Raw genomic sequence first — 26,358 nt, forward strand, 5'->3', positions numbered from 1 at the left:
CCACGTCTCCTCAGTACTCAGCACTCATGTCCACTGATGGGGTAGACCGAGGCGGCGCCCAAAACTCATCGCTTCCGTACTCACCGCTTGCACACTCGTCGCTTGCGCACTCACCGCTTGCGCACTCACCGCTTGCGCCGCGATGAGGCGCCGTACGCGTCCGTCGGGAATGGTTGCAGCAGCACACAGTGACATCCATCACGTCGACTTCCCGCATCAACGCGGTTCGGTAGTACATGACGCCTGGGCGATATAGCCAGACTTGCCGTCTGGAATCAGACATACGACGCACATGATCCAATGGCATGCATCCCGCCCGCTTCCTTCACCCCGCACGCCGGGCACAGGGGGGCTTCTGACGGAGCGCCAGACCCTGCCGCGCGCCGGTGAGCCGCGTCAGCACACCCGTGCGCCCGATTCAAGGCCGTTCGTGGACTACGAGGCCGGGTAGTAGTAGCGCTCGTTGCCGCTTACTCACTCAGGTTTTAACAATGACGGCCCCACAAGGCGTCACCGCAGCTCAGGCACAGCGTCCATGCCGAGCCGGCCCACCGGAGGCGCACCCGCGACGACGGAGCGAGGTCCCCATGAGGAAGCACCGCAGGAAAACGCGCCACCGGCAGATAGCCATCGCTGGTCTCGTGGTGAGCGCGCTGGCGGTACCGACCGCCGCCATGGCCTGTCTGAACCATCAGGGCACCCGGGGTGCCGAGTCGTACGGCGGTCAGTGGCAGAACTGGCGGAACACGTCCTCGTCGGAGGAGGGGTGGAAGCACCGCGAGTGGACGTCGAAGCCGTCGGCTTCGCAGACAACCGCCGCACCCGCCACTACGACGGCCGCCGCATCCAGGACCCACGCCTCGAAGAGGACTGCGGCACCCACCGCAACCGCCTCGAAGACAACCGCCGCGCCCAAGGCGTCCTCGGCCGCCACCGCCACGGCGACCCCGGCATCCTCCAGCGCCGTGGCTCGCATCGTGGCCCTGGTCAACAGCGAGCGCAGCAAGGTCGGCTGCTCTCCGCTGACCTTGAACGCGAAGCTCACGAAGGCCGCCCAGGCACACAGCGTGGACATGGCGAGCCACCAGAACATGTCGCACACGGGCTCCGACGGTTCGGATCCGGGCACACGGATCACGCGGGCCGGCTACATCTGGAGTTCCTACGGCGAGAACGTCGCGTACGGATACTCGACCCCCGAGCAGGTGATGGCGGGCTGGATGTCCAGCCCCGGCCACAAGCGCAACATCCTGGACTGCGGTTACAAGGAGATCGGCGTCGGCCTCGCGCAGCCCGGCAGCTACTGGACGCAGGACTTCGGCACGGCCCGCTGACCGCTCAAGTCGACCTCCGTCCCCATCCCGCCGTACCTGCCCCTGAGCCCGGGGCCGAAGACCACCAGGCACCCCCACCCCCACCTGGGGCCTTCGACCCCGGCTCAGACAGCAACGGTTTCCGCCGGGCCGGGTAAGGCACATGCCCGATCCCCCGGCAGCCGCCTTAGAACCACGATCACCTGCCATGACATGGACGGTGGCGCGTGTTCTCAGTGACCGCAACGCGGGGTTGTACCTGACCGGAGTGGTGGTCTCCGGTTTCGGATCGTCGGCGATGTGGCTGGTGTCGGGCATCTGGGTCAAGGACCTGACGGGCTCGAACGGCCTGGCGGCCCTCTGCGTCTTCGCGCTCTGGGCCCCCACACTCATCGGCCCCCTCCTGGGCACCCTGGCGGACCGCACCCGCCGCCGCCCACTCCTGATCACCACGAACCTGGCCCTGGCCGCGCTCCTCCTCACCCTCTTCGCCGTGGACACCCCGGACCGCCTGTGGATCCTCTTCACGGTGCTTCTCCTCTACGGCGCGGCAGGCGTCGTCCAGGACGCGGCGGAGTCGGCGCTGCTGGCCACAGCGGTCGACAAGACCCTTCTCGGCGACCTCAACGGCCTGCGCATGACGGCCAACGAGGGCATGAAGCTGTTGGCTCCCCTCGCCGGGGCGGGTCTGTACGCGGCGTACGGCGGTGCGCGGGTCGCGCTGCTGGACGCGGTGACGTTCGGGCTGGCGGCGGGCGTGTGCGCGCTGCTACGAGTCCAGGAACCCCCGCTACCCGAAGCCACCCCTGCCGCCTGGCTCACCCGCACGGCCGAGGGCGCCGCCTTCGTCTGGCGCCATCCCCGGCTCCGGCCCCTGGTCCTGGCCGGCGGTACGACCATGCTCTTCGCGGGCCTCAACGGCGCGACGATCTACGCCGTGGCCGAAGGCCTGGGCCACTCCCCCACGTACGTAGGTCTCCTCTACGTCGTCCAGGGCGCCGGCTCGGTGACGATCGGCCTGGTCTGTGGCCCCCTCCTGCGCCGGCTGGGCGAACGCCGTTTCGCCGGGTACGGGATCGCTCTCACGGCCGCCGCGGTTGCGCTCCGCTCGATCCCTTCCGAGCCCCTGACCCTCGTCTCCTGCGCGGCCGTGGGTGTCGGTCTCCCCTGCGTTCTGATCGCGACGTACACCGCGGTCCAGCGGGAGACTCCGGCCCATCTCCTGGGCCGCACCACCGCCACCGCGAACACCCTCCTCTACGCCCCCAACGCCCTCGGCCTGGCCGTCGGCGCCGCCCTGGTCGAACTGATCGACTACCACATCCTCTTGGCCGCCCTGGGCCTCACCCGCCTCCTCACCCTGCCCCCGCTCCTCCGCGACGCCCCCTCCGCACCACCGCTCTAAAAGCACTTCCTCGCCCCCGCCGCCCCTACCCGTCCCATCCCGTTCCTGGGGGCTGCGCCCCCAGACCCCCCTAAAAGATTGCGCCGTTCCCCGCGCCCCTGAAGAGAGTCGTCTGCGGGCCGGTGGGGGCTGGTCGCGCAGTTCCCCGCGCCCCTAAAAGCAAAAGCAAAGGCGCGGGGCTGCGCCCCGCGATCCCCCAGGAACCGTTCGTCACACGGATCCGCACCCGCACCCGCAGTCGGCGACGCACGGCCGACACGCACCCGCAGTCGGCGTCGCGCAGAAGGGGCCGTGTCGGTACGTCCAGCCCGTCGCTTACGTGGTTATGGGCAAGTTCATGCTGTGGCAGCAGGCAGTAATGCCCACCGGCGACGGGCTGGACGTACCGGCGCGGCCCCGACCCACAACGAACCCGAACCGACCCGCCCCTCACCCCAGCCCCGCCACCGCCGCCCCCACAGCCCGCAGATCCCCATCAGACGCCAACCCGGCGTGATACAGCCGAAGTTCCGTCGCGCCCAGCGAAGCCGCACGCTCCGCGTCCGCGGCCAGGGCGCCCGGCCTGCCCCCCATCCCCGACACCACGGTGAAGTTGGCGGCCAGCACGCTGTCCTCCCGCGCCGCCTCCGCGAAGGGAGTCAACAGCCCGGCACCACCGGTGCACGGCACGACCACGCCATCCGCCACGGACAGGATGTGCCTGGGGTCGACCCCGGCGTTCGCACCGCAGTGGTACGACACCGGATCCGCGTGCAGCAGCACCTGGAACCCGCCCGGCGCAGCCGCCCGTACCGCCGAGACCGCCGCCTCCTGGAGCGTACGAGCGACCCCGTCACGCCACACACGCGTAGCCCCCGCAGCCCCCGCCCCGAGCAGCTTCTCGACCCCCGCCCACCCACCGTCCGACGGCGCCCCCCGCCACACCGGCTCCAGAGCCCCCCGCACGGCGGCCGCCAACTCCCGCCCGTCAAGCCCTTGTTCCGCGTAACCGTCGAGGCACACCGCACAGAAGCACAGCGACATCAGGTACTGCCCGGCATCCCCGAACCCCACCCCGCCGATCTTGTCGTGCGCGTGCAGATGCGCCAGCCCGTACCACCCCAGCGACTCCAGCTCCGTACCACGAGCCCCCGGCCGCACCGCCGCCTCCGTCGCGAGGTCGACCAGATAGTCCCGCGTCCCGGGCTGCGCGATGCACGGCGCCCAGGGATACCGGTCCCCATATACGTTGACCACGGAAGTGGACGGATGCTCGGCCCCCATACGGGAGTTGTGCGCGAGGACCACCCAGGTGTGGACCTCGAGCCCGGCATCGGCAAGCTCCGCGGCAGCCGCCCCGTAGGCGTCACCCTCGGCCCAGCTCCCCGCCGCGTACGGCCTGATCCGGCGCCCCTCCCACCGCGACTCGTCCACGGGGTACAGCACGGCCGCATGCTCGGCGGTGACGATCCGGTGCCGAGGGTGCCGGGGCGTCAACGCCCGCGTCGAGTGGTACGCGGACGCGAGCGTCACCTGCCGTATCCCGAGCCCGGCGATCCGCGAGGCGGCCTCCGGATCCCCGTTGACATCCCACGGGTACAAGAACGCGGACGTTTTCACACACCCTCCTCAAGCAACGCGTACCCACGCTCGATCAACTGCGCGAGCTGCTTGACATGGTCCTCGGCCGGCTCGTGCAACGGCGGCCGCACCTCCCCCACGTCCAGCCCCCGCAACCGCACCCCCGCCTTGACGAGCGAGACAGCGTACCCACGCCCCTGCGCCCGCAGATCGACGAACGGCCGGTAGAACCCGTCGAGCAGCCGGTTCACCACATCGTCGTCGCCGGCGTTGAGCGCCGCGTGAAAGGCCAGCGCGATCTCCGGAGCGAAGCAGAACACGGCGGACGAGTACAGCGTGATCCCGATACCCCGGTACGCGAGCCCGGTCAGCTCCGCCGTCGGCAGCCCGTTGAAGTACAGGAAGTCCCCGGGGACTTCACTCCGCACCGCGCTCACGATCCGCTGCATCAGATCAAGGTCGCCGACCCCGTCCTTGAACCCGATGATTCCCTCGCTCCGGGCCAGTTCGACCACGGTCTCGGGCGTGAACACGGCGTTGTCGCGCTGATAGACGATGACGTCCAGCGAGGTGGCCGCGGCGACCTCCCGGTAGTGCCGCAGCAGCCCCTCCTGTCCGGCCACGACGAGATACGGCGGCATGGCGAGCAGCCCGTCGGCCCCGGCGCCCTCCGCGAGCCGCGCGTACCGCACGGCGAGCGCGGTCCCGTACCCCGCCCCGGCGACGACCGGCACCCGCCCCGCCGCCGCATCCACGGCCACCCGCACACACGCCTCGAACTCCTCGGGCGTCAGCGCGTGGAACTCGCCGGTGCCGCAGCACGCGAAGACGGCCGCGGCGCCCGCCTCGACCCCGCGCCGCACATGTTCCCGGTAGACGTCGAGGTCGACGGAGCCGTCGGGGCCGTACGCGGTGACAGGGAAGAACAACGGCCCGCTGGGGATACTCAGTCGAGCGGCGAGAGGGGCTGAGGTCACGGGCTCTCCCTAAAACGGTGCTCAGCGGTGCACGTTTCTGATCCACGTCCATATTTCTGAACGCGACCACGCTAAGACGCGACCTTGGGGCCGGTCAAGCACGCAAACTCGCAACACGGCAGCGGATTCACCACCACCGCGCGACACTTGACGCGGCAGGTCACCGCTCCTTAGCGTGTCCATGGATGTGAATGCCGTACATGAATACGGCCACTACGGCCACCCGACGCGGCACGACATGGCACATCGCCCCGCACCGAGGAGAGACACCCGCATGCCCGCTCCCCGCACCGTTCTGCTCACCGGCGCCGCCGGCGGACTCGGCACCCTGATGCGGGGGCTGCTGCCGAAGTACGGCTACCAGCTGCGCCTCCTCGACCTGCTGCCCATCGAGGGCGAGCCGGACGCGATCACCGCCGATCTCTCCGACAGGGCGGCGCTGCGCGAAGCGGTACGGGGCGTCGACGCGATCATCCACCTCGCCGGCATCTCCCTGGAAGCGTCCTTCGACAAGATCGTCAAGGCGAACATCGAGGGGACGTACAACCTGTACGAGGCCGCGCGCGAGGGAGGCGTACGGCGGATCGTCTTCGCCTCCTCCAACCACGCGGTGGGCTTCACCCCGCGCCCGCAGGGAGAGGCTCCCTTCGGCGACAGCGACCTGATCCCCATCGACACCCCGCACCGCCCGGACACCTTCTACGGTCTGTCCAAGTCCTTCGGCGAGGACCTGGCCCAGCTCTACTGGGACAAGCACGGCCTGGAGACGGTCTCGGTCCGCATCGGCTCCTGTTTCGCGGAGCCCACCAGCGTGCGCATGCTCTCGGTCTGGATGAGCCCGGAGGACGGCGCGCGCCTCTTCCACGCGGCGCTGACCGCCGAGGACGTACAGCACACGGTCGTCTACGGCTCGTCCGCCAACACCCGCCTGTGGTGGGACCTGTCGACCGCGCGGGCGCTGGGCTACGAGCCGCGGGACGACTCCGAGCCGTACGCCGAGAAGCTCATCGCCGAGCAGGGCGAGCTCGACCCCGGCAACCCGGACCACGCCCACCTGGGCGGCCACTTCACCACGCACCCGCCGATCTGGCCGTACTGACAGCGCGGCGAGAACCGGAAAACACGGCGGGCGGGCACCGAACGGGCCCGCCCGCTCCCGTGTTCGGGCGCGAACCCTGCCCGATCCCACCTCGTCCTCCGCTCCGCCCCAGGTCCGCCGCGGGCACCCGCACCGTGAAACGGGCTCAGCCGGGCATCATCGGGCACGCAACAGGCCTGGTCAGTGGCCGATACCCGCTGTAGAACTTCCCTCAAGGGCCGCACAGGGCCCGAACGGGCAGTGCGCGACGGAGCGCGAGGGAGCAGGTGGCGACCATGACGGCGATGACGGCGGAGGAGCGACAGCGCGAGATCGTCCGGGCCGCGCGCCGCACGGGCTCGGTCGACGTCACCGTGCTCGCCGCCGAGCTGGGCGTCGCGAAGGAGACCGTACGGCGCGATCTGCGCACCCTGGAGGACCACGGTCTGGTGCGCCGCACGCACGGCGGCGCCTATCCCGTGGAGAGCGCCGGCTTCGAGACGACGCTCGCCTTCCGCACCACGAGCCATGTGCCCGAGAAGCGCCGGATCGCCGCCGCGGCCGCCGAGCTGCTGGGGGACGCCGAGACGGTCTTCGTCGACGAGGGGTTCACTCCCCAGCTCATCGCCGAGGCACTGCCCAGGGACCGCCCGCTGACCGTGGTCACCGCGTCCCTGGCCACGGCGGGCGCGCTCGCCGAGGCCGACCACACCAGCGTCCTGCTGCTCGGCGGCCGGGTCCGCCCCGGCACGCTCGCGACCGTGGACCACTGGACGACGAAGATGCTGGCCGGCTTCGTCATCGACCTGGCGTACATCGGCGCCAACGGCATCTCCCGCGAACACGGCCTCACCACCCCCGACCCGGCGGTCAGCGAGGTCAAGGCACAGGCGATCCGGGCCTCCCGGCGCACGGTCTTCGCGGGCGTGCACACCAAGTTCGGCGCGGTCAGCTTCTGCCGTTTCGCCGACATCAGCTCCCTGGAGGCGATCGTCACGAGCACGCTGCTCCCGGCGTCCGAGGCACACCGCTACACACTCCAGGGCCCACAGGTCATCCGAGTCTGAAAACCCAACCGCCCCCCCATAGCGTCCGGAAACCCAACTCACGTACTCCGTAGGGCACACCCATGCCCCACCACACCCCTTTTTCTCCCCATACGTCCAGGAGTGATCCATGCGAACCCCGAGCCGACGGAGGCCGCGCGCACTGCTCGCCGCGGCCGCCGCAGGGACGCTGCTCACCCCGCTGCTCTCCGGATGCTGGACCGGAGCGGGCGGCGCGGGCTCCGGAGGCAACTCCATCAACGTCCTGATGGTCAACAACCCCCAGATGGTGGAGTTGCAGAAGCTCACCAAGGCCCACTTCACCAAAGAGACCGGCATCAAGGTGAACTTCACCGTCCTGCCGGAGAACGACGTCCGCGACAAGATCAGCCAGGACTTCGCCAACCAGGCGGGCCAGTACGACGTCGCCACACTGTCCAACTACGAGATACCGATCTACGCCAGGAACGGCTGGCTGCACGAGATGGACTCGTACGTACGCCAGGACAGCGGGTACGACGAGCAGGACATCCTCACCCCCATGCGGCAGTCCCTGACGGCCGACGACGGGAAGCTCTACGGGCAGCCCTTCTACGGCGAATCGTCCTTCCTGATGTACCGCAAGGACGTGTTCGCCAAGAAGGGCCTGACGATGCCCGCGCACCCCACCTGGGAGCAGGTGGGCGAGCTCGCCGCCGAGGTCGACGGCGCCGAGGCCGACATGCGGGGCATCTGCCTGCGCGGCCTGCCGGGCTGGGGCGAACTCATGGCACCGCTCACCACCGTCGTGAACACCTTCGGCGGCACCTGGTTCGACAAGAACTGGAAGGCGCGCCTGGACACCCCCGAGTTTGAAAAGGCGACGAAGTTCTACGTAGACCTCGTACGCAAGCACGGCGAGTCCGGCGCCGCCCAGTCCGGCTTCGCCGAGTGCCTCAACAACATGACGCAGGGCAAGACGGCCATGTGGTACGACGCCACATCCGCCGCGGGCCTGCTGGAGGCGGCCGACTCCCCGGTCAAGGGCAAGCTCGGCTACGTACCCGCGCCGGTCGAGAAGACCAAGTCCTCCGGCTGGCTCTACACCTGGGCCTGGGGCCTGCAGAAGGCCTCCCACAACTCGGACAAGGCCTGGAAGTTCATCTCCTGGGCCTCCAGCAAGCAGTACGAGCAGCTGGTCGGGGACACGACCGGCTGGTCCGACGTCCCGGCGGGCAAGCGCGCCTCGACGTACACGAACGCCGCCTACCGCAAGGAGGCCGCGGCCTTCCAGGACATGACCCGCGAGGCGATCGAAGGAGCCCGGCCCCGCGACCCGGGGGTACAGCCGCGACCCGCGCCCGGCATCCAGTTCGTCGGCATCCCCGAGTTCACCGATCTCGGCACCAAGGTCTCGCAGGAGATCAGCGCGGCCATCGCCGGACGCCAGTCCGTCGACTCGGCCCTGAGGAAGTCCCAGAAACTCGCCGAGAAGATCTCCAAGGAGTACGAGGGACGATGACCGCAGCGACGACAGCCCCGATGGCCACCACATCGGTACGCGCCACCCGCAGGCCCTCCGGCCGACTGCGCGCCTGGGCCACCCGCGCCCCGCTCCTCCCCGCCCTGATCTTCATGATCGCCGTGACCCAGCTCCCCTTCGTGGCCACGCTGGTGATCTCCTTCTTCGACTGGAACGCCCTCTACCCGAACGCCCGCCACTTCACGGGCTTCGGCAACTACTCGGACGTACTCACCGACGCGGATCTGCGCCACTCGGTCTGGACGACGATCCTGCTGACCGTGACCGTGGTCCTGGTCAGCCTGATCCTGGGCCTGGGTCTGGCCCTGCTCCTGGACCGGAAGTTCCGCGGCCGGGGCATCGTCCGCACCCTCCTCATCGCCCCCTTCCTGGTGGTCCCGGTGGCGGCGGCGCTGCTCTGGAAGCATGTGCTCTACAACCCTGAATACGGCCTGCTCAATGGGTTGTTGCACTACGTGGGCGGACCACAGCCCGACTGGATCTCGAACACCCCGCTGCTCGCGGTCGAGGCCTCCCTGGTCTGGCAGTGGACGCCCTTCATGATGCTGATCCTGCTCGCCGGGCTGCAGAGCCGCTCCCACGAACAGATCGAGGCGGCCCGGGTGGACGGCGCGAGCGACTGGCAGGTCTTCCGTCACCTGACCCTCCCCCACCTGCGCCGCTACCTGGAACTGGGCGCGCTCCTGGGCTCGATCTACATCGTCCAGAACTTCGACGCGGTCTTCACCCTCACGTCCGGCGGCCTGGGCACGGCGAACCTCCCCTACACCGTCTACCAGAGCTTCTACCAGGCCCACGAGAACGGCCTCGCCTCGGCCGCGGGCGTCCTGGTCGTCATCGGCTCGATCATCATCGCGACCTTCGCGCTCCGCGTCGTGTCGTCCCTGTTCCGCGAGGAGGTGTCCCGCGCATGAGCGACATCGCCGTACGCGTCCGTGCCCGCCGAGAAAGCCGGGGAAACCGAGAAGGCCGGGGAAGCCGGGGCACGAGTCTCGGCCTGGTGGCCTGGCTGGCCGGGATCGTCTTCTTCCTCCCCATCGCCTGGATGGCCCTGACGTCGTTCCACTCCGAGTCGGACGCAGCGACCAACCCGCCGTCCTTCGGCGCCGCCCTCACTCTGGACGGCTACCGCGAGTTCTTCGGCACGGGAGGCGGAGCGAGCCCATGGCCGGCTCTGATCAACTCGACGGTGGCGTCGACGGTCTCGACGATCTGCGTCCTCCTCCTGGCCTTCCCGGCGGCGTACGCGCTCTCGATCCGCCCGGTGAAGAAGTGGACGGACGTCCTGTTCTTCTTCCTGTCGACAAAGATGCTGCCGGTAGTGGCGGGGCTTCTCCCGATCTACCTCTTCGCGAAGAACACGCACATGCTGGACAACATCTGGCTCCTGGTCATCCTCTACACCTCCATGAACCTGCCGATCGCGGTGTGGATGATGCAGTCGTTCCTCGCCGAGGTCCCGGTGGCGGTGATCGAGGCGGCCCAGATAGACGGCGCGAGGCTCCCCACGATCCTCGCCCGCGTGGTCGCCCCCATAGCCCTGCCGGGCATCGCCGCCACGGCCCTGATCTGCTTCATCTTCAGCTGGAACGAACTCCTCTTCGCCCGTGTACTGACGGGTGTCGTCGCCGAGACGGCCCCCGTCTTCCTGACCGGTTTCATCACCAGCCAGGGCCTGTTCCTGGCGAAGGTGTGCGCCGCGTCGCTCGTCATCTCCCTGCCGGTGCTCGCCGCGGGGTTCGCCGCCCAGGACAAGTTGGTCCAGGGCCTGTCCCTGGGAGCCGTGAAATGAAGGCCGCAGTCATCGAGTCCGCCGGTCGAGCGGTCGTGACCGAGGTCCCGGACCCGACGCCGGGCCCCCGCGAGGTCGTCGTCGAGGTCGCCGCCTGCGGCCTCTGCGGCACCGATCTGCACATCCTCCAGGGCGAGTTCGCACCCAAGCTGCCGATCGTGCCGGGGCACGAGTTCGCGGGCGAGGTGGTCGGGGTGGGCACCCAGGTCACGGAGATCTCGGTCGGCGATCGAGTAGCGGTGGACCCGTCCCTCTACTGCTACGAGTGCCGCTACTGCCGTACGGGTCACAACAACCTCTGCGAACGGTGGGCGGCGATCGGCGTGACGACGGCGGGCGGCGCGGCCCAGTACGCGACCGCCCCCGTGGCGAACTGCGTCAGGCTCCCGGACCACGTCCGCACCCAGGACGCGGCACTCGTCGAACCGCTCTCCTGCGCGGTACGCGGCTACGACGTCCTGAACTCCCGCCTCGGCGCGCACGTCCTGATCTACGGCTCCGGAACGATGGGCCTCATGATGCTGGAGCTCGCCAAGCGCACCGGCGCCGCGAGCGTGGACATCGTGGATCTCAACCCGCAGCGACTGGCCACCGCGCAGCTGCTCGGCGCCTCCGCCTCGGCGGCGAACCCGGACGAGCTGGACCGCCCGCAGGGCTGGGACCTGGTCATCGACGCGACGGGCAACGCCGCGGCGATCCAGGACGGCCTCGACCGGGTCGCCAAGGCCGGCACCTTCCTCCAGTTCGGCGTCGCCGACTACGCGACCCGGGTGACGATCGACCCGTACCGCATCTACAACCAAGAGCTCACCATCACCGGCTCCATGGCCGTCCTGCACAGCTTCGAACGGGCGGCGGAACTTTTCGGGACCGGTGTCCTGGACCCCGACATCTTCATCAGCGACCGTTTGCCTCTAGACCAGTACCCCCAGGCACTGGACCAGTTCGCATCAGGGATCGGCAGGAAGATCGTGGTGCTCCCATAGAGAACTTGGCGCACGCATGCCCGGGCTGCCGCTCCGTGAGTGACCTGTCGATCTTGCCGTACTGAGGCGACAGAACCGCTTTTCAGGATTTCTGGAATCCGGCGTGACTTTCCTACCGGTGACGCGTTCCCCATGAGGGAACAGGAATTCTGTTCGCGTCCAGGTCTGACGTTCGCAGGGGGAGGGTGCATGGAGCTGCGGTACACGTTCCGCCTGGAACCGGGTGCCGGCGCACGGGCAGCCCTCTCGCGGACCTTCGGATGCGCACGGGTGGTTTGGAACGACGCTCTGGCCGTCCGACGGGCGACGCACGAGCGCGGTCTCCCGTTTCCAAAAACGGGAGACCTTTCGAAGCTGCTGATCACTCAGGCCAAGCGGACCGAGGAGCGGGCGTGGCTGGCCGGGGTATCAGCGGTACCGCTGCAACAGTCGCTGCGGGACCAGGACAAGGCAATCACCGCGGCAGGACGGTTGAGCCTGCCGAAGATCGGTGAGATTCCGGTGCGCTGGTCCCGGCGCCTGCCCTCGATCCCGTCCAGCGTCACAGTGATCAAAGACGCGGCGGGCAGATACTTCGCCTCGTTCAAGGTCACGACCGATCCCGACACCGATCGGGCCGCGGCCCCGGACGCAGAGGGCGATCTGGGCATTGACCTGGGGCTAACGCACTTTGCGGTGCTTTCCGACGGCTCGCGTGTAGCCTCGCCGCGCTTTCTGCGGAGGGCAGAGAAGAAACTGAAGAAGAAGCAGCGAGAGCTGGACCGCAAACAGAAAGGGAGCAAGAACCAGGGGAAGGCCCGTGCGAAAGTGGCGCGGGCACACGCAGCAGTGGCCGATGCGCGTCAGGACTTTCACCACCAGTTGTCCACGAAACTGATCCGAGAGAACCAATCAGTCAGTGTGGAGACGCTCAGCGTGAAGGCCCTGGCGCGCGGCAGGCTCGCCAAGAGTGTGCACGACGCGGGCTGGGGCCAATTCTTGGCCATGCTCGGCTACAAGGCGAAACGCTACGGGCGCGAGCTCACTCGTGTGGCCCGCAACTTCCCCTCCAGCCAACTCTGCTCATCCTGCGGTCACTTGGACGGACCCAAGCCCCTGGCAATCCGGCTCTGGACCTGTTCAGCCTGCGGGACGACGCAGGACCGGGACTGGAACGCGGCGAAGAACACCCAAGACGAGGGCCGTCGGATCCGGGCGGCCCAGCCCGAAGCACCACCCACCCCCGGGCCGGGGGCCCTCACCGCAGCGTGAGGTAAACGCCTGTGGAGCGCACGTAAGCCCCTGGTCGGCAATCAGGGCCAAGCGTGATGAAGCAGGAACCCATCTCAAGCTCGGCCGTGATTCGGCGGCTTGGCAGGGAGGAATCTTCCGCTTGTCAGGCGGGAGAGGGGGCCAAAACCAGCCCACTGGCCCGGTACCTTCAGTCGTCCGGCAAAGCGAGACTGTTCCTTCAGGCTCGCTGTCTGGTGGCGGGCAACCGCGGGGGATGTGGGCCCCGGCTCCAGCTAGCATCCACGTCATGCCACGCCCAGAGGGATTCTCGTACGCCGAGCAGGCCGACGGCACCGTAATGATCACGCACCTCGGCCGCCCCGCCGGAACGCTGCGTGGCGCCCGAGCCGAACAGTTCCTCACGGAGGTGGAATCCGGCGATCCCCGGCTGGTCGTGGCCCGCTGGACCGGAAACTACCAGCGGGGCAACGAGCGAACGGCCCGCAACCACCCGCGCAACAGCCTCTGACTCAATTGGCGGTCAGGTAAGGGAACGGTAAAGCGGCCCCGCTCGTTACCCATGGCATGACAGCTATGACCCCCGGCTCGAACATCCCTCTCTCCGTCACCCGCGTGACGGTGGACGTCGCCGCCCCGGTGCGGCTCGACGTATCGGGCCTGCTGCTCACCGCCGACGGCAAGGTGCGCTCCGACGACGACTTCATCTTCTACAACCAGCCGACCGGCCAGGGTGTGACGTACCGATCCGGCGGCGGCGCCAGCCCCGACTCGATCACGGTAGACACGACCGCCGTCCCCCCGGGCATCGAGAAGATCGTCGTCACCGCGAGCCCGGACGCGGCCGGCCAGACCTTCCAGGGCATCGAACCCACAGCCACGATCCGCAACGCGGCCGACAGCGCGGTGCTGGCGACGTTCACCCCGCCGCAGCTCGGCACCGAGACGGCCCTGGTGATCGTCGAGATCTATCTCCGCAACGGCGCATGGAAGGCTCGGGCGGTCGGCCAGGGCTACGCGAACGGCCTGGCGGGCATCGCCACGGACTTCGGCGTCTCGGTGGAGGAGCCGGCGCCGGCGCCGGCGCCGGCCCCTGCCGCACCCCCGGTCCAGGCCCCCGTAACCCCGCCCGCGCCGCCGGCCCCGCCGCTGGACCCCCGCCTCACCGCCCCGCCGGCCCCGCCCGCACCCCCGGCGCCCGCCGCCGCCCCCGCGCCCTCCGGAAAGATCAACCTGGACAAGGGCCGGGTGAGCCTCCAGAAGAACCAGACCGTCTCCCTGGTCAAGGGCGGCCGCCCGCTTCTCTCCCAGGTCAAGATGGGCCTCGGCTGGGAGCCCGCGTACCGCGGCAAGGACATCGACCTGGACGCGTCGGTCATCGCGTACGGCCCGCAGCGCAACCACATCGACAGCTGCTACTTCGGCAAGCTCTCCATCGTGAACGGCGCGATCAAGCACTCCGGCGACAACCTCACGGGCGAGGGCGGAGGCGACGACGAGGTGATCGTCGTGGACCTCGGCCGCCTCCCCCAGGACGTCACCGGCCTCGTCTTCACGGTCAACTCCTTCTCCGGCCAGAAGTTCACCGAGGTCGCCAAGGCCTACTGCCGACTGCTGGACGCCGCCACCGGCGAGGAACTGGTCCGCTTCGACCTCACCAACGCCGAACCCCAGACCGGCGTGATGATGGCCAAGATGATCAAGCAGTTCTCCGGCGAGTGGGAGATGACGGCCATCGGCGACTTCGTGAAGTCCCGCACGGTCCGCGGCATGGTGAAGCCGGCGGCCCAAGCGCTCTGACCACTCGCGTGCGCCACAAGAGCGCACGGAGGCACGCAAGAGGCAGACGGCGGTGGGGACTTGAGGTCACCACCGCCGTGCTTCATGCCCCGTCCGTCTCCTGGGGACGCAACCCCTCCGTCAGCAGCGAGAGATACCGGCGGATGTACTTCCCCTGCCCGTTCGCCAGTTCCGACGCGGTGGCCACGCCATGCGCGAGCCGGAGCACCTCGATCGGCTCCACGTCCGCCCGCAGGGTCCCCTCCCGCTGAGCGGCCTCGACCAGCCGGGTGGCGGCGGCCTTCACCGAGGTCCCGCACGCGGTCAGTACGGCGGAACTCCCGTCGGTGACGGCCGAGCCGAGCAGTGTCTTGAGCCCGCGGACCTGGATCATCCCCTCGCTCAGCTCGTTCAGCCACTCCACCAGGGCCTCGCCGGGTGGGAGCTCCGCCGCGAACTCGTCCGCGCGCACGGCGATCGCGTCGATGCTGTCCACGTACACGGCCTCCAGCAAAGCCCGCCGGGTGGGGAAGTGCCGGTAGAGGGTCCCGGACCCCACCCCGGCCCGCTTGGCGATGTCGTCGAGGGACGCGTTCTCCCCGTGCTCGGCGAAGGCGACTGCCGCCTCCTTGAGCAGCCGCTCATAGTTCCGCCGTGCATCCGCCCGCATCGGCTTGACCTGCGCCATTCAGATACTCCTTGCCAACCGGGGACTCTCTCCGTATCTTACCGAGTACTAAACGGAGACAGTCCCCGGTTATCGCGGCGGGCAGTTCGCGCTGCCCGCACACCACTCACCGGGGACACGAGACAGGGAGCATCCCATGTCCACCCCGTCCATGCCGTCCACCCCGTCCGCCACCAGCCCGCCCCGCTCGGCGGATGAACACCCGGCCAGGCTCGGCACCGTCCTTCTCGTCATCGTCACCGCCTACCTGATGGTCGGCGTCGACTCCACGGTCGTCAATGTCGCCCTGCCCGACATCCAGAAGGACCTGGACTTCAGCGGCACCGGTCTCTCCTGGGTCCTCAACGCCTACACGCTGACCTTCGGCGGATTACTCCTCCTCGGCGGCCGGGTCGGCGACATCGCGGGCCGCCGCCGTACGCTCACCGCCGGCGTCCTGCTCTTCGCCGCCTCCTCCCTGCTCGGCGGTCTCGCCACCGAAAGCGCCTGGCTGCTGGCGGCCCGCGCGCTCCAGGGCGTGGGCGCCGCCCTCGTCGCACCCAGCACCCTCGCCCTGATCACCACCAACTTCCCGGAGGGCCCGCGCCGCCACCACGCCCTCGGCATCTACTCCTCCATGGCGGGCATCGGCGCCTCCATCGGCCTGGTGCTCGGGGGCATGCTCACCTCCTGGGCGTCCTGGCGCTGGGCCCTGCTGATCAACGTACCGATCGGCGTCGCGGTCGCCGTCGCCCTGCCCCGCCGCGTCACCGAAACCCCGCGCCACGCGGGCCGCTTCGACGCGGCGGGGGCACTCACCGGCACGGCCGGGATGACCTCGCTGGTGTACGCGTTCATCCGGGTCTCGGAGGAGGGCTGGAGCGACATCCAGGCGCAGCTCGGGTTCAGTGCGGCGGCGGCTCTGCTCGTGGGCTTCGCCCTGATCGAGTCCCGGGCGGACCAGCCGATCATGCCGCTACGCCTGTTCGCCAGCCGCAACCGCGCGGGCGGTTACGCGGGCGTCCTGCTGCTGCCCGCCGGCATGTTCGGCGCCTTCTACTTCCTCACCCTGATCTGCCAGCAGGTCCTGGACTACAGCCCGCTCCGCGCGGGATTCGCCTTCCTGCCCATGACCCTGGCGATGTTCACGGTCGTGCGTTTCGTGCCCCGGCTGCTCGGGCGGCTCGGCGCCAAGCCGGTGCTGCTCACCGGCATGGCCCTGCTTGCCGTCGCGGCCGGGTGGCTGTGGCGGCTGGAGCCCGGCGACGGCTATCTGACCGGCCTGTTCGGGCCGCTGCTGCTGCTCGGCGTAGGCGTCGGACTGAGCTTCATGCCGCTCAACGCGACGATCCTCGCGGGCATCGAGCCACGCGAGGCGGGCGCCGCCTCCGGCCTGCTGCAGACCCTGCAGTGGCTCGGCGGCACCCTCGGCCTCGCCATCCTGGTCACGGTCTTCGGCACGGCGACCCGGCACGCGCACGGCTCCCCGTCCGACATCCTCACCGATGGAGCGGCCCGCGCGTTCGGCATCGGCTCGCTGATCGCGCTGACCGCCCTGCTGGTGTCGGCATTCGTGATCACGGGCACCAAGCCGAAGACCACCGCCTAGCACCCCACCGCCCAGAGCCTGACCGTCTAGAACAACGCGCTGTACGCGTTCAGCGCCGGCTGTCCACCCAGGTGCGCGTAGAGCACGGTGGAGTCCCGCCCGATCTCGCCCCGTGCCACCAGATCCACCATCCCGGCCATCGACTTCCCCTCGTACACGGGGTCGGTGACCATCCCCTCGGTGCGCGCCGCGAGCCGCATCGCCTCCAGCGTGCCCTCGTCCGGAATCCCGTACGTCCCCGCGTGGTACCGCTCGTCCAGCTCGACGTCCGCCTCCGTCAACTCCTTCTGTACGCCGATGAGTTGCCCCGTTCCGTGGGCGATCCGGGCGATCTGCTCACGGGTACGGGCGGGCGCCGCCGACGCGTCGATGCCAAGGACGCGCCGCGGCCGCCCGCCCGCCTCCTCCAGAGCGGCGAACCCGGCGACCATGCCCGCCTGGGTCGACCCGGTCACGGAGCACACCACAACGGTGTCGAAGAAGACGCCCAACTCCCGCTCCTGCTCGGCGACTTCATAGGCCCACCCGGCGAACCCCAGCCCGCCCAGCGGATGATCCGAGGCTCCCGCCGGAATGGCGTACGGCTTGCCGCCCGCCTCCTCGACCTCCCGCAGCGCCTGCTCCCAGCTCTCCTTGAACCCGATCCCGAACCCGGCCCGCACCAGCCGTACGTCGGCACCGGCGAGCCGGCTGATGAGGATGTTGCCGACCTTGTCGTACACGGAGTCGGGCCACTCCACCCAACTCTCCTGTATCAGCACGCACTTGAGACCGGCGCGGGCGGCGCAGGCCGCGACCTGGCGGGTGTGGTTGGACTGCACGCCACCGATCGAGACGAGCGTGTCGCAGCCCTGCGCGAGCGCGTCGGCGACGAGGTACTCCAGCTTGCGGGTCTTGTTCCCGCCGTACGCGACACCGGAGTTGCAGTCCTCCCGCTTGGCCCACAGGGAGGCGCCGCCGAGGTGCTTGGTCAGCCGCTCCAGCGGATGCACGGGCGAGGGCCCGAAGAGCAGGGGGTAACGCTCGTACGAGGAAAGGGACGGGGAAGAAGTCGAGGAAAGGGACATGGGTCCTCCGGGTTCAGTGGGCCTCTTCGTCGGCGAGCGCGGCCAGGCCCCGCCAGATCTCCGCCGTGACGCGAACCGCCTCGTCCACGTCACCGTCCGCGCAGGCCTCGATCAGCTGCTCGTGCAGCCCGGCCGAACGGCAGTTTCCGCCCTCGCCGAAGCGCCGTCGCTCCAGTCGGCGGATGAGCGGGGTGTAGCGGGCGATGGTGGCGGCGGCGGCACGGTTGCCGCTGACGCGGACCAGGATGTCGTGCAGTTCGTCGTCGGCGCCCAGGGCGGCGTCCACGTCGCCCGAGCGGACGGCGGCGGCGAACCGCTCGTTGGCCGTGCGCATCGCCTCCACGTCCGCGGCGAACAGCCGGGGTACCGCAACCCGTGTGACCAGCTCGTGCATGGCTCCGACCACGGCCGCCGCGTCCCGCACGTCGGCCGCCACGACCGGGGTCACCCGCGTGTAGCTCTGCGGCTTGCTCTCCAGCAGCCCCTCGTCCACGAGCCGCGTGAACGCCTCGCGCACCGGTGCCCGGGACAGCCCGAGCCGTTCCGCGAGTTCGGCGTCCCGCACCAGCGTGCCGGGCTCGATCTCCCCCGCCACGATGGCGTCGCGGATCGCTTCGTAGGCGCGGTCCCGCAGCAGGGTGCGGTGCACGGGTCGTAGGGCTTCCATGAACTGAAATGTTAGATGTCAGTCCTCGGCACAAACAAGAGCGGGGCCCACACCGAAGTGCGGACCCCGCTCACTTCACGCCGTCAGGCAGCCCACGGCCAGTCGGCATCCCGCGCCGACTCCAGCAGCGGCACCATCCGGAAAGCCGCGTCCGAAAGGCCGCCAAAGGTGTGCCTGTTCGCCTTCCCCGACGGGCCGTGGCCCGCCTGGTACCCGGCCAGGTTCCACGTGTAGACCGGTACGTGCGCCGGGACCTGCTCGGTCGGGTCGCCGTAGTGGCTGTACATGGCCTGCTCGTCGGTGACGATCAGCACCCGGTCGTGCTTCTTGTAGTGCTTGCGCACCGCCTCGCTCGTGTTGGTGCCGCCGAGGTCGCCGAAGCGCTCCAGCACCTTGAGCACCGACTCGCCCTTGCGGAACTTCACCCACTTGCTCGTCGTCCCGAACTCGACGAGATCCGCGTCCGCCGCCCGCAGCGCGAGCGCCGTGCCGAAGATCGCCGCCGCGTCCGCCCGGTTCAGCTCGGAGCGGTCGGACAGCCGCGAGTAGAACATCGAGCCCGAGCGGTCCACGAGCACCAGCGTCCGCCCGGGCAGCGCGGGCACGTTGGCCAGCGAGTGGCCGAGCGCCTGCTCCAGCGGGTACGACCAGCGCAGCGAGGGCGCGTGCTGGTACGCGGCGAGGTAGCGGAACGGGAACTGCCGCGAGCGCGCGACCTCCGCCGGGTCGCTGATCTTCGCGGCGACCTGAGCCGCCACCTCGTCCGAGACACCCGCCTCGTCGAAGTTCCGCAGATTGCGGACCAGCGCCATCGCGCCCATGGACGGGATGACGGCCTCCCAGGCCGCCTTGTCCATCGGGCCCTGCAGCCAGCCGGCCAGCGCCTCCCAGGTCATGCCCGCCTCGGCCAGGCGCTGTGCGCCGTGCGCTCCGGTCACGACCTTGCGCCGCTTGGCGGGCCGCAGTGCCATCAGGTCACGGTGGGCCGCGAGGACGGGCAGCGACTTGGGCACCACGGCCGTGTCCGGGTTGTGCCGCCGGTCCAGCGCGTACTGGAACAGGTCGCCCTGCCACGGCTTGTCGGGGTCCGGCGCCGCGTGCACCAGGTTGAGGATGTCGCCGAAGCGGTAGCCCTTGGACGCGGTGTCGTACTTCAGCAGCGACTTGCCGCTGTAGAGACGTCGTACGGCGTCGGCGATGCCGCGCTTGACGGGCTTGGGCACGTTGCGGCCGTACTGGGAGGTCCAGTACGCGAGCAGCTCGCCGGGCTCGTCCGGGCGTCGCAGCACGGAGGCGATGACCTGGCGGTTGGCCGGGCCGTCGGTGGCACCCGCGTCGAGGCGTGCCTTCACGTACTCGGCGGCGCCCACGAGCGAGGCCGTCCGCAGGTTGCCCTCGCCGCGCAGCCAGCCCAGCAGGGCGGCCGTCCACGACGGGTCGGCGACGGCGAGCTCGCGCACGAGCGTGGCGAACCGGTCGTCGCGGGCGGCGCCGGACTCGTAGAAGGTCTGCTGCGAGACGAAGTTGGCGATGGCGAGCAGGAACAGCTCCGAGCGCGCGTCGCGCTCCTGGCCGCGGCCGCCCTGGTGCGTCGTCAGCACACGGCCGGTCGACGTCACACGGGAAGTGGGCTGCGCCTTGGCCGCCTTGGTGTTGAATCGCGCCATGATGAATTCCCCCGAATTCTCTGTACGACGGTGAAGTCGTGTTTCGGAGGGAGGCGCAGCAAAAGGAGGGTGCCCGAGATCAGGGGTCGACGACGGACTTTAGTCAGATGCTCTATCCATTGAGCTACATCGACCCGAAGCCGATGACGGGAGTCGAACCCGCAACCTTCTGATCCAATGAAGTAACCGTTGCCTGCGCACCGGGCACCCACCATGAGCTGCGCCTCCCGAGATCAAATCGGCGGCGGCGTGGATTCTTTGGAAGAGAAGTAGCCGCAGCCCGCGCACCGGGAGGTGCATGAAGTTGTGGTGTCCAGAGTTCAAGGCCGGCGGAACCGACGTAGGTGCTCTAACCCCTGAGCTACACCGGCGCGTTGTACCGGTGGCGGGACTCGAACCCGCGGCCGCCCCATTATCAGTGGAAGTAGGTCCTGCCTTCGCACCTGGACGTGCACTACTTTAGGAGTGCGGCCGCGGGTCGAGCCATTGAATTAATCAGGCGCGCTTCTGGCGCTTCCACGGCCCGGTGATCGCGAGCATGATGCCCGGCTCCTGGATGTTGGCGAAGAGGGTCTTGCCGTCGGGCGAGAAGGTGACGCCGGTGAACTCGCTGTACTCGGGCGCCTCCGCGGTGCCGTTGTTCAGCTCGTTGCGGGCGATCGGGTACGTGCGGCCGCTGTCGGTGGCGCCGAAGAGGTGCTGGATGCCCTCGCCGTCCTCGGCGATGACGAGGCCGCCGTAGGGGGAGACGGTGATGTTGTCGGGGCCGTCGAAGGCGCCGTCGACCGACGGGTCGGGGTTCACGCCGATCAGGACCTTGAGCGTCAGGGTGCGGCGCTTGGGGTCGTAGAACCAGACGGCGCCGTCGTGCTGGACGGGGCTCTCCGTGCGGGCGTACGAGGAGACGATGTACGCACCGCCGTCGCCCCACCACATGCCTTCGAGCTTGCGGGCGCGGGTGACCTGGCCGTCGGCGAACTGCTTGCGGACGGAGGTGGTCTTGGCGTCGCGGTCGGGGACGTCCACCCAGTCGACGCCGTACACGGTGCCGATCTTGGTGGCGCGGGAGAGGTCGTCGACGAACTGGCCACCGGAGTCGAAGCACTTGAAGGCCTGGAGCGAGCCGGCGTCGTCGGCGAGGGTGCCGAGCTGCCCGTGGCCGTGCTCGAAGCCCTGCGGGGGCGTCCAGCGGTACAGGAGGCCGTTCGGGGTCGCGGCGTCCTCGGTGAGGTAGAGGCGGCCGCGCTTGGGGTCGACGACGACCGCTTCGTGGGCGTAGCGGCCGAGTGCCTTGATGGGCTTGGGGTTCTGGTTGCGACGGCGGTCCTCGGGGTCGACCTCGAAGACGTAGCCGTGGTCCTTGGTCATGCCGTTCTGGCCGGCCTTGTCCTCGGTCTCCTCGCAGGTGAGCCAGGTGCCCCAAGGAGTGTTGCCGCCCGCGCAGTTGGTGGCGGTGCCGGCGATGCCGACCCACTCGGCGACCTTGTCGCCGCGCACCTCGACGACGGTGCAGCCGCCGGCCGCGGCCGGGTCGTAGACCAGGCCCTCGGTGAGCGGCACGGGGTAGGCCCAGCTGGCGCGCGGGCCGCGGAGCTCGTGGTTGTTGACGAGGAGGGTGGCGCCGCGCGGGCCGCAGAAGGTGGAGGTGCCGTCGTGGTTGGAGGGCGTGAACTCGCCCGACTCCAGCTTGGTCTTGCCGCTGTACGTGATGACGCGGTACGAGAACCCGGCGGGCAACGCGAGCAGGCCGTTCGGGTCGGAGATCAGCGGCCCGTAGCCGACACCGCCGTGTCCGTCCGCCGATTCCTCGCCCGTGCTCTCGGTGTCGATGTCGGTGTCGGTGGACGCGAGGGCGTTGGGAGCGGTGGCGAGGGCGCCTACGCTGCCGGCCAGCGCGACACCGGCACCGGTGATCGCGGATCGTCTGGCGAAGTCCCTGCGGGTGAGCGACATGGTGTCTCCTGTGACGGTGGAGTGGGACTGTCGTGGGGGGGGGCGGGGTGGCGGACCTCGGTTGCGGCCACACGGTCCCGCCCGTGCCTGAACGGGAGTTGAACATGGGCCAACTTCAGGGGTCCCGCTTCCGTGAATCCGTGAAACCTCTCGCACTCGAGCCGATGGGCGGAATAATCTTCGTAAAGAAGGTCAACAGGCGCGAATGGTAGCGAAACTCGTGATTCATTTCAGAATGCCTTGACTCTCGGACCCCCGGGCCATAGACAGGAAGAGCACACCACCCGAAGGGGAGGCGAGCCCGATGGACGCAAAGCGGGTAAGGCGCCTCCACGAAGGCCGGCTCATGAAGCTGGCCCATGTGAGTGGAGTCGGCACCGGGAGGGACGAGCACTCGGGACAGGACGTGATCATCGTCTTCGTCACCCGGAAAGTGCCCCGTGACCGGCTCCTTCAAGAAGACGTGGTTCCGGACGAGCTCGACGGCGTACCGGTGCGCGTGCTCGCGATCGGTGAAGTGAGCGCTCAGGAAGAGGACTTGTGAGCCGTCCTGAGCGCTGAGTCACCGCGCCGCGGCCCGTAAGGAACCCAGAGCCGAAACTGAAGAGGTGGTCTGGCGTGAGCCAGCCCGAAATGATGCGAGGACCGACTGGTGGTCAGCTGAGTGACAGCTCCCGCCAGCAAGCGAATTCAGACTTCCTGCGGCCGCAGTCGCCGCTGGCCAATGTCGTCGGCTTCGGCCACGGCGTGAAGTGGATCGACGGACAGGCCACGGGCGAGGCAGCCGTGCTGGTGTTCGTGACCCAGAAGGTTCCGGAGTCCCAGCTTCCCGAGCGGGACGTCATCCCGCGGGTGATGGACGACGGCACCCCCACCGACGTAGTCGCGGTCGGCCATGTCGCCGCGCAGCGTCAGCAGCAGCGCAGGACCTCGCCCCGCTCCGAGGACCGCGGTGTCTCCTACCAGCCCGACGGCAGCATGGCCGAGCAACTCGCCGGCCTCTCGCAGCCGTTGCTGGAAGAGCTCAGTGGGCTCGGACAGTTCGAGCCGCAGCTCCTCAAGCGCCGTATGCGCCCGTCCCCTTCCGGCTTCTCGGTCGGCAACGTACGGGTGACCGCGGGCACACTGGGCAGCGTGGTGTACGACTTCCTGCCGGGCGCCACCGTCGACCCTCCGGGGCCCGGCCTCGGCACACCGTCGAAGTTCTACATCCTCTCCAACAACCACGTGCTGGCCGACTCCAACCGGGCACAGCTGGGCAGCGCGATCCTGCAGCCCGGAGTGTTCGACGGCGGCACGGACCCGGCGGACCGCATCGCGACCCTGGACCGGTTCATCACGATCCAGTTCGCACCGCAGACCCCGGTGGAGCGCCACAACAACGTGGTCGACTGCGCGCTCGGCGCGGTGGAGTTCCAGGACGCCACCCGTGAGCAGTACTTCAGCGGTGCGCCGCGCGCCTGGCGGCGCAAGGCCAACGTCGCGGTCGGCGACCTGGTGAAGAAGACCGGCCGCACGACGAACATCAGCTTCGGCCGGATCATCGCGACCGACGCCACGATCGACGTCAGCTACGGCACGGCGGGGACGGCCCGGTTCAAGGACCAGATCCTGACCACGAACATCTCGGCGGGCGGCGACTCCGGTTCGCTGGTGACCTCGCTCGACAACGTCGCGACCGGTCTGCTCTTCGCGGGGTCCTCGGTCGTCACCGTGGCCAACCACATCGAGAACGTTCGCACACTGCTGCGGGTGGAAATCGCCGAGCAGCTGGCCTGACGGTCACTCAATACCCGCACAGGAAGAGGGAATCAGCATGACCACGCAGGCCAAGCGGCAGAAGAGCCACGCCGGCTCCGAGCACCGCTTCCACAACCCGCAGGGCGCGGAGGTCAAGACCCGGGACGAGGCGTTCGCCTCACAGCAGGACGTCTCCGTCGAGGCCGTCTCCACGTCCGCCCAGCTCGAACTGCACAACGGGGCGGTCACCTTCGCCATCGAGGTGAAGTACAACCCCAACACCTACCCGCACGTCGTGACCGGCGGCAAGATCACCTCCGGCATCTGCGGCGCCCCCTGGGACATCACGGGCGGCTACGTAGGGGAAACGATCCGCCTCGACGCGAAGCGTGCCGGCCAGGGCTCCTGCGCCACCACGATCACCATCGTCGGCGAGTTCCAGAACCCGCCGGCCTACCGCGGGACCTACGGCTTCAACGGCGCGACGTCGTCGTTCAAGCACACGACGCGGTACCACTGCTGACACATCGAGCGGTACGCCTGCCGACGCATCGAGCGGCACCACTGCCGACGCATCGGGCCGACGCATTGACCTGACGCATGGAGCGGCGGGGGCAAACCTTGCCCCCGCCGCATCGCCGCGCTCTCAACTCCCTTGCTGGGAGCGGGCCTTGAACGCCGCTTTACGAGCCTCCTTGGCCACCTTCTTGTCGGGGTGCAGCCGCCCCATGGCCTCCAGGACATCCGGCGTAGCCGGGTGGTCCACCCGCCACGCCGTGGCGAAGAAGCCGCCGTGCTGCTGGGCCAGGCCCTCCACCAGGGACTGGAGTTCGTCGGAGTTGCCCTCGGCCGCGAGCTGGGCCGCCAGGGTGTCGATGGTGAGCCAGAAGACCATCGCCTCGGACGGCGCGGGCACGTCGGGCACGCCGTGCTCGGAGAGCCAGACCCGGGCGAGCCCGCCCAGCTCCGCGTCGTCGAGCACTTCGCGCAGCGCGGGCTCGGCCTCCATGCCGACGAGCGAGAGCGCCTGCTGACAGCGCAGCCGGCGCAGCGGGGCCCCGGCGTCGCCACCGCGGGCCGCGGCGAGCAACTCCCGTGCGGCGGGCAGCGGTTCGCGCCGGGCGAGCCACTGCTCGGTCTCGGCCTGGGCCGCGGCCGGCGGGAACACGGACGTGCCGTCCAGCAGCGTGTCCGCCCCCTTGTCCGCCAGGTCGCCCACCGCGGGAGCGGACATGCCCGCTTCGAGCAGCCGCGCCCGGATCCCGTACAGCCCGAGCGGAGTCAGCCGCACCATGCCGTACCGCGAGACGTCCGTGTCGTCGACGGCCGCCGGTTCCTCGGCTTCCTCATCGGGTTCCGCCATCAGCGCCTCGTCGACGGGCTGGAAGTCGACGAGTCCGATGGGCTCCAGCAGCCGGAACTGGTCGTCGAGCCGCATCATCGCGTCCGACACCTGCTCCAGGACGTCGTTGGTGGGCTCCCCCATGTCGTCGGGCACGATCATCGACGCGGCGAGCGCGGGCAGCGGAATGGGCCCGCCTCCGGGCCCCTCCTCACTCACGGTGAGCAGATACAGATTGCCGAGCACCCCGTCGAGGAACTCGGCCTCGGCCTCCGGATCCCAGTCCAGGGAGGAGAAGTCGATCTCGCCGCCCTCGTCCATCGCGCCGACGAGATCGTCCAGGTCGGGCACGCTCGCGTCGGCCAGCACCGTGTCCAGTGCGCCGAGCCACACGCCCAGGACGTCCTGCGGTCCTCCGGAGGTGAGGAGGGAGAGGTCCTCGCCCGCGCCGACGGTGCCCTCCTCCTCGTCCACGATCCCGACGAGCCCGGTGTCGACGGCCACCCGCCAGGCCTCACTGGCGAGGGCGGCCGCGTCGTCCCCGGAGAGCCCGAGTACGGCAGCGGCCTCGGGAAGCTGTTCTTCGACGAGTTCGCCCCCCGCGCCGACGCGCGTGTCCGGACCCGCCCAGCGGGCCAGCCGCGCGGCGCGGGAGAACAACGGTGCGGCGAGCGCGTCCCGCGCCAGCTCCGCTTCGGAAGTCAGCCGCACCGGCGGCAAGGGCGAGCTGTCTGACATCGGCTGGGTTCTCCTCCGAACAACCAGGAAAAGCAGGGTAATCGTGGCAATGCGAGACGAGCGTCGGCGAGCAGCGGCACATGCCCCAGGCGTCGGACCCCGAGAACCGTCCCCGGACGCGGGCATCCGGAGGCCGCCCCGGAGTTCCGCGCCGACGACTCAGCCTAGACGGATTTCCACCCATGCCGCCCGGTTCATGTCCCTGACAGGAGCCGTACAC

The 26,358-nt window shown here is 69.4% G+C and carries 23 protein-coding genes; 15 read left to right on the plus strand and 8 right to left on the minus strand.

The genetic code is table 11. From position 1 onward, the window contains the following. Positions 1 to 587 precede the first annotated feature (587 nt). Entirely contained in the window at positions 588 to 1,334 is a 747-nt protein-coding gene (locus tag AB5J50_RS12510) for a CAP domain-containing protein (RefSeq protein WP_369257546.1), read from the plus strand. A 187-nt stretch (positions 1,335 to 1,521) separates the two neighbouring features. Continuing rightward, a complete protein-coding gene (locus tag AB5J50_RS12515) occupies positions 1,522 to 2,718 on the plus strand; it encodes an MFS transporter (protein WP_369257548.1) in 1,197 nt (398 codons plus the stop codon). Positions 2,719 to 3,147: 429 nt separating this feature from the next. On the opposite strand, the gene AB5J50_RS12520 is transcribed toward AB5J50_RS12515, so the two are convergent. Beyond that, positions 3,148 to 4,317, minus strand: coding sequence for a hypothetical protein (locus AB5J50_RS12520; protein WP_369257550.1), 1,170 nt, complete (start codon positions 4,315 to 4,317; stop codon positions 3,148 to 3,150). After that, positions 4,314 to 5,255 carry a 5-dehydro-4-deoxyglucarate dehydratase gene (locus AB5J50_RS12525; RefSeq protein WP_369257552.1) on the minus strand — a complete coding sequence of 314 codons (942 nt, stop codon included), beginning with the start codon at positions 5,253 to 5,255 and terminating at the stop codon, positions 4,314 to 4,316. Before AB5J50_RS12525 ends, AB5J50_RS12520 begins: the two co-directional genes overlap by 4 nt. Before the next feature lie 274 nt (positions 5,256 to 5,529). On the opposite strand from AB5J50_RS12525, the gene AB5J50_RS12530 reads away from it, so the two are divergent. From AB5J50_RS12530 to AB5J50_RS12570, 9 genes are all read left to right on the plus strand, one after another. Further along, entirely contained in the window at positions 5,530 to 6,354 is an 825-nt protein-coding gene (locus AB5J50_RS12530; protein WP_369257554.1) for an NAD-dependent epimerase/dehydratase family protein, read from the plus strand. 275 nt (positions 6,355 to 6,629) lie between these two features. Beyond that, positions 6,630 to 7,400 carry a DeoR/GlpR family DNA-binding transcription regulator gene (locus AB5J50_RS12535; RefSeq protein ID WP_369257556.1) on the plus strand — a complete coding sequence of 257 codons (771 nt, stop codon included), beginning with the start codon at positions 6,630 to 6,632 and terminating at the stop codon, positions 7,398 to 7,400. A gap of 109 nt (positions 7,401 to 7,509) precedes the next feature. Further along, the gene (locus AB5J50_RS12540) at positions 7,510 to 8,880 is read left to right on the plus strand and encodes a sugar ABC transporter substrate-binding protein (protein WP_369257558.1); all 1,371 of its coding nucleotides are present in this window, start codon (positions 7,510 to 7,512) and stop codon (positions 8,878 to 8,880) included. Next, positions 8,877 to 9,815, plus strand: coding sequence for a sugar ABC transporter permease (locus AB5J50_RS12545; protein ID WP_330303692.1), 939 nt, complete (start codon positions 8,877 to 8,879; stop codon positions 9,813 to 9,815). The genes AB5J50_RS12540 and AB5J50_RS12545 overlap by 4 nt, the downstream gene beginning before the upstream one ends. Beyond that, the gene (locus tag AB5J50_RS12550) at positions 9,812 to 10,693 is read left to right on the plus strand and encodes a carbohydrate ABC transporter permease (RefSeq protein WP_369257561.1); all 882 of its coding nucleotides are present in this window, start codon (positions 9,812 to 9,814) and stop codon (positions 10,691 to 10,693) included. The genes AB5J50_RS12545 and AB5J50_RS12550 overlap by 4 nt, the downstream gene beginning before the upstream one ends. Next, a complete protein-coding gene (locus AB5J50_RS12555; protein WP_369257563.1) occupies positions 10,690 to 11,679 on the plus strand; it encodes a zinc-dependent alcohol dehydrogenase family protein in 990 nt (329 codons plus the stop codon). The genes AB5J50_RS12550 and AB5J50_RS12555 overlap by 4 nt, the downstream gene beginning before the upstream one ends. A 189-nt stretch (positions 11,680 to 11,868) precedes the next feature. Beyond that, entirely contained in the window at positions 11,869 to 12,930 is a 1,062-nt protein-coding gene (locus tag AB5J50_RS12560; protein WP_369257565.1) for an RNA-guided endonuclease InsQ/TnpB family protein, read from the plus strand. A gap of 268 nt (positions 12,931 to 13,198) precedes the next feature. After that, on the plus strand, positions 13,199 to 13,420 hold the full coding sequence (locus AB5J50_RS12565) for a hypothetical protein (RefSeq protein WP_369257567.1): 222 nt from the start codon (positions 13,199 to 13,201) through the stop codon (positions 13,418 to 13,420). Positions 13,421 to 13,485: 65 nt separating this feature from the next. After that, positions 13,486 to 14,709, plus strand: a complete 1,224-nt coding sequence (locus AB5J50_RS12570; RefSeq protein WP_369265376.1) for a TerD family protein — start codon at positions 13,486 to 13,488, stop codon at positions 14,707 to 14,709. A gap of 82 nt (positions 14,710 to 14,791) precedes the next feature. On the opposite strand, the gene AB5J50_RS12575 is transcribed toward AB5J50_RS12570, so the two are convergent. Continuing rightward, entirely contained in the window at positions 14,792 to 15,376 is a 585-nt protein-coding gene (locus tag AB5J50_RS12575; protein ID WP_369257569.1) for a TetR/AcrR family transcriptional regulator, read from the minus strand. Positions 15,377 to 15,512: 136 nt separating this feature from the next. On the opposite strand from AB5J50_RS12575, the gene AB5J50_RS12580 reads away from it, so the two are divergent. Next, on the plus strand, positions 15,513 to 16,964 hold the full coding sequence (locus AB5J50_RS12580) for an MFS transporter (RefSeq protein WP_369257571.1): 1,452 nt from the start codon (positions 15,513 to 15,515) through the stop codon (positions 16,962 to 16,964). 26 nt (positions 16,965 to 16,990) lie between these two features. Here AB5J50_RS12580 and AB5J50_RS12585 read toward each other — a convergent pair whose 3' ends face one another. The 4 genes from AB5J50_RS12585 to AB5J50_RS12600 form a co-directional block, all read right to left on the minus strand. Next, a complete protein-coding gene (locus AB5J50_RS12585) occupies positions 16,991 to 18,031 on the minus strand; it encodes a 1-aminocyclopropane-1-carboxylate deaminase (RefSeq protein WP_369257573.1) in 1,041 nt (346 codons plus the stop codon). A gap of 13 nt (positions 18,032 to 18,044) precedes the next feature. Further along, a complete protein-coding gene (locus AB5J50_RS12590) occupies positions 18,045 to 18,698 on the minus strand; it encodes a GntR family transcriptional regulator (RefSeq protein WP_369257575.1) in 654 nt (217 codons plus the stop codon). Between the two features lie 83 nt (positions 18,699 to 18,781). Next, positions 18,782 to 20,365: a TROVE domain-containing protein gene (locus AB5J50_RS12595; protein WP_369257577.1), complete on the minus strand. Its 1,584-nt coding sequence runs from the start codon at positions 20,363 to 20,365 to the stop codon at positions 18,782 to 18,784. Between the two features lie 495 nt (positions 20,366 to 20,860). Then, positions 20,861 to 22,318, minus strand: coding sequence for an alkaline phosphatase PhoX (locus AB5J50_RS12600; protein WP_369257579.1), 1,458 nt, complete (start codon positions 22,316 to 22,318; stop codon positions 20,861 to 20,863). 406 nt (positions 22,319 to 22,724) lie between these two features. On the opposite strand from AB5J50_RS12600, the gene AB5J50_RS12605 reads away from it, so the two are divergent. The 3 genes from AB5J50_RS12605 to AB5J50_RS12615 all read left to right on the plus strand — a co-directional run bounded on the left by AB5J50_RS12605 (position 22,725) and on the right by AB5J50_RS12615 (position 24,581). Continuing rightward, on the plus strand, positions 22,725 to 22,862 hold the full coding sequence (locus tag AB5J50_RS12605; protein WP_369257581.1) for a hypothetical protein: 138 nt from the start codon (positions 22,725 to 22,727) through the stop codon (positions 22,860 to 22,862). A 74-nt stretch (positions 22,863 to 22,936) separates the two neighbouring features. Then, positions 22,937 to 24,097 (plus strand): hypothetical protein, encoded by a 1,161-nt coding sequence (locus tag AB5J50_RS12610; protein WP_369257583.1) that lies wholly within the window; start codon positions 22,937 to 22,939, stop codon positions 24,095 to 24,097. Positions 24,098 to 24,134: 37 nt separating this feature from the next. After that, complete coding sequence (locus tag AB5J50_RS12615; RefSeq protein ID WP_369257585.1) at positions 24,135 to 24,581, plus strand: hypothetical protein; 447 nt, start codon at positions 24,135 to 24,137, stop codon at positions 24,579 to 24,581. A gap of 123 nt (positions 24,582 to 24,704) precedes the next feature. On the opposite strand, the gene AB5J50_RS12620 is transcribed toward AB5J50_RS12615, so the two are convergent. Further along, complete coding sequence (locus tag AB5J50_RS12620; protein ID WP_369257587.1) at positions 24,705 to 26,138, minus strand: hypothetical protein; 1,434 nt, start codon at positions 26,136 to 26,138, stop codon at positions 24,705 to 24,707. Between the last annotated feature and the right edge of the window lie 220 nt (positions 26,139 to 26,358).

The sequence above is a fragment of the Streptomyces sp. R35 genome (genome assembly GCF_041053035.1).
GTDB lineage: Bacteria > Actinomycetota > Actinomycetes > Streptomycetales > Streptomycetaceae > Streptomyces > Streptomyces lutosisoli.

What these genes read in the sequence shown, in the direction of transcription:
- AB5J50_RS12510 (WP_369257546.1), top strand. Translation starts at nt 588, where the DNA reads ATGAGGAAGCACCGCAGGAAAACGCGCCACCGGCAGATAGCCATCGCT.
- AB5J50_RS12515 (WP_369257548.1), top strand. Translation starts at nt 1,522, where the DNA reads ATGACATGGACGGTGGCGCGTGTTCTCAGTGACCGCAACGCGGGGTTG.
- AB5J50_RS12530 (WP_369257554.1), top strand. Translation starts at nt 5,530, where the DNA reads ATGCCCGCTCCCCGCACCGTTCTGCTCACCGGCGCCGCCGGCGGACTC.
- AB5J50_RS12535 (WP_369257556.1), top strand. Translation starts at nt 6,630, where the DNA reads ATGACGGCGATGACGGCGGAGGAGCGACAGCGCGAGATCGTCCGGGCC.
- AB5J50_RS12540 (WP_369257558.1), top strand. Translation starts at nt 7,510, where the DNA reads ATGCGAACCCCGAGCCGACGGAGGCCGCGCGCACTGCTCGCCGCGGCC.
- AB5J50_RS12545 (WP_330303692.1), top strand. Translation starts at nt 8,877, where the DNA reads ATGACCGCAGCGACGACAGCCCCGATGGCCACCACATCGGTACGCGCC.
- AB5J50_RS12550 (WP_369257561.1), top strand. Translation starts at nt 9,812, where the DNA reads ATGAGCGACATCGCCGTACGCGTCCGTGCCCGCCGAGAAAGCCGGGGA.
- AB5J50_RS12555 (WP_369257563.1), top strand. Translation starts at nt 10,690, where the DNA reads ATGAAGGCCGCAGTCATCGAGTCCGCCGGTCGAGCGGTCGTGACCGAG.
- AB5J50_RS12560 (WP_369257565.1), top strand. Translation starts at nt 11,869, where the DNA reads ATGGAGCTGCGGTACACGTTCCGCCTGGAACCGGGTGCCGGCGCACGG.
- AB5J50_RS12565 (WP_369257567.1), top strand. Translation starts at nt 13,199, where the DNA reads ATGCCACGCCCAGAGGGATTCTCGTACGCCGAGCAGGCCGACGGCACC.
- AB5J50_RS12570 (WP_369265376.1), top strand. Translation starts at nt 13,486, where the DNA reads ATGACCCCCGGCTCGAACATCCCTCTCTCCGTCACCCGCGTGACGGTG.
- AB5J50_RS12575 (WP_369257569.1), bottom strand. Translation starts at nt 15,376, where the DNA reads ATGGCGCAGGTCAAGCCGATGCGGGCGGATGCACGGCGGAACTATGAG.
- AB5J50_RS12580 (WP_369257571.1), top strand. Translation starts at nt 15,513, where the DNA reads ATGTCCACCCCGTCCATGCCGTCCACCCCGTCCGCCACCAGCCCGCCC.
- AB5J50_RS12585 (WP_369257573.1), bottom strand. Translation starts at nt 18,031, where the DNA reads ATGTCCCTTTCCTCGACTTCTTCCCCGTCCCTTTCCTCGTACGAGCGT.
- AB5J50_RS12590 (WP_369257575.1), bottom strand. Translation starts at nt 18,698, where the DNA reads ATGGAAGCCCTACGACCCGTGCACCGCACCCTGCTGCGGGACCGCGCC.
- AB5J50_RS12595 (WP_369257577.1), bottom strand. Translation starts at nt 20,365, where the DNA reads ATGGCGCGATTCAACACCAAGGCGGCCAAGGCGCAGCCCACTTCCCGT.
- AB5J50_RS12600 (WP_369257579.1), bottom strand. Translation starts at nt 22,318, where the DNA reads ATGTCGCTCACCCGCAGGGACTTCGCCAGACGATCCGCGATCACCGGT.
- AB5J50_RS12615 (WP_369257585.1), top strand. Translation starts at nt 24,135, where the DNA reads ATGACCACGCAGGCCAAGCGGCAGAAGAGCCACGCCGGCTCCGAGCAC.
- AB5J50_RS12620 (WP_369257587.1), bottom strand. Translation starts at nt 26,138, where the DNA reads ATGTCAGACAGCTCGCCCTTGCCGCCGGTGCGGCTGACTTCCGAAGCG.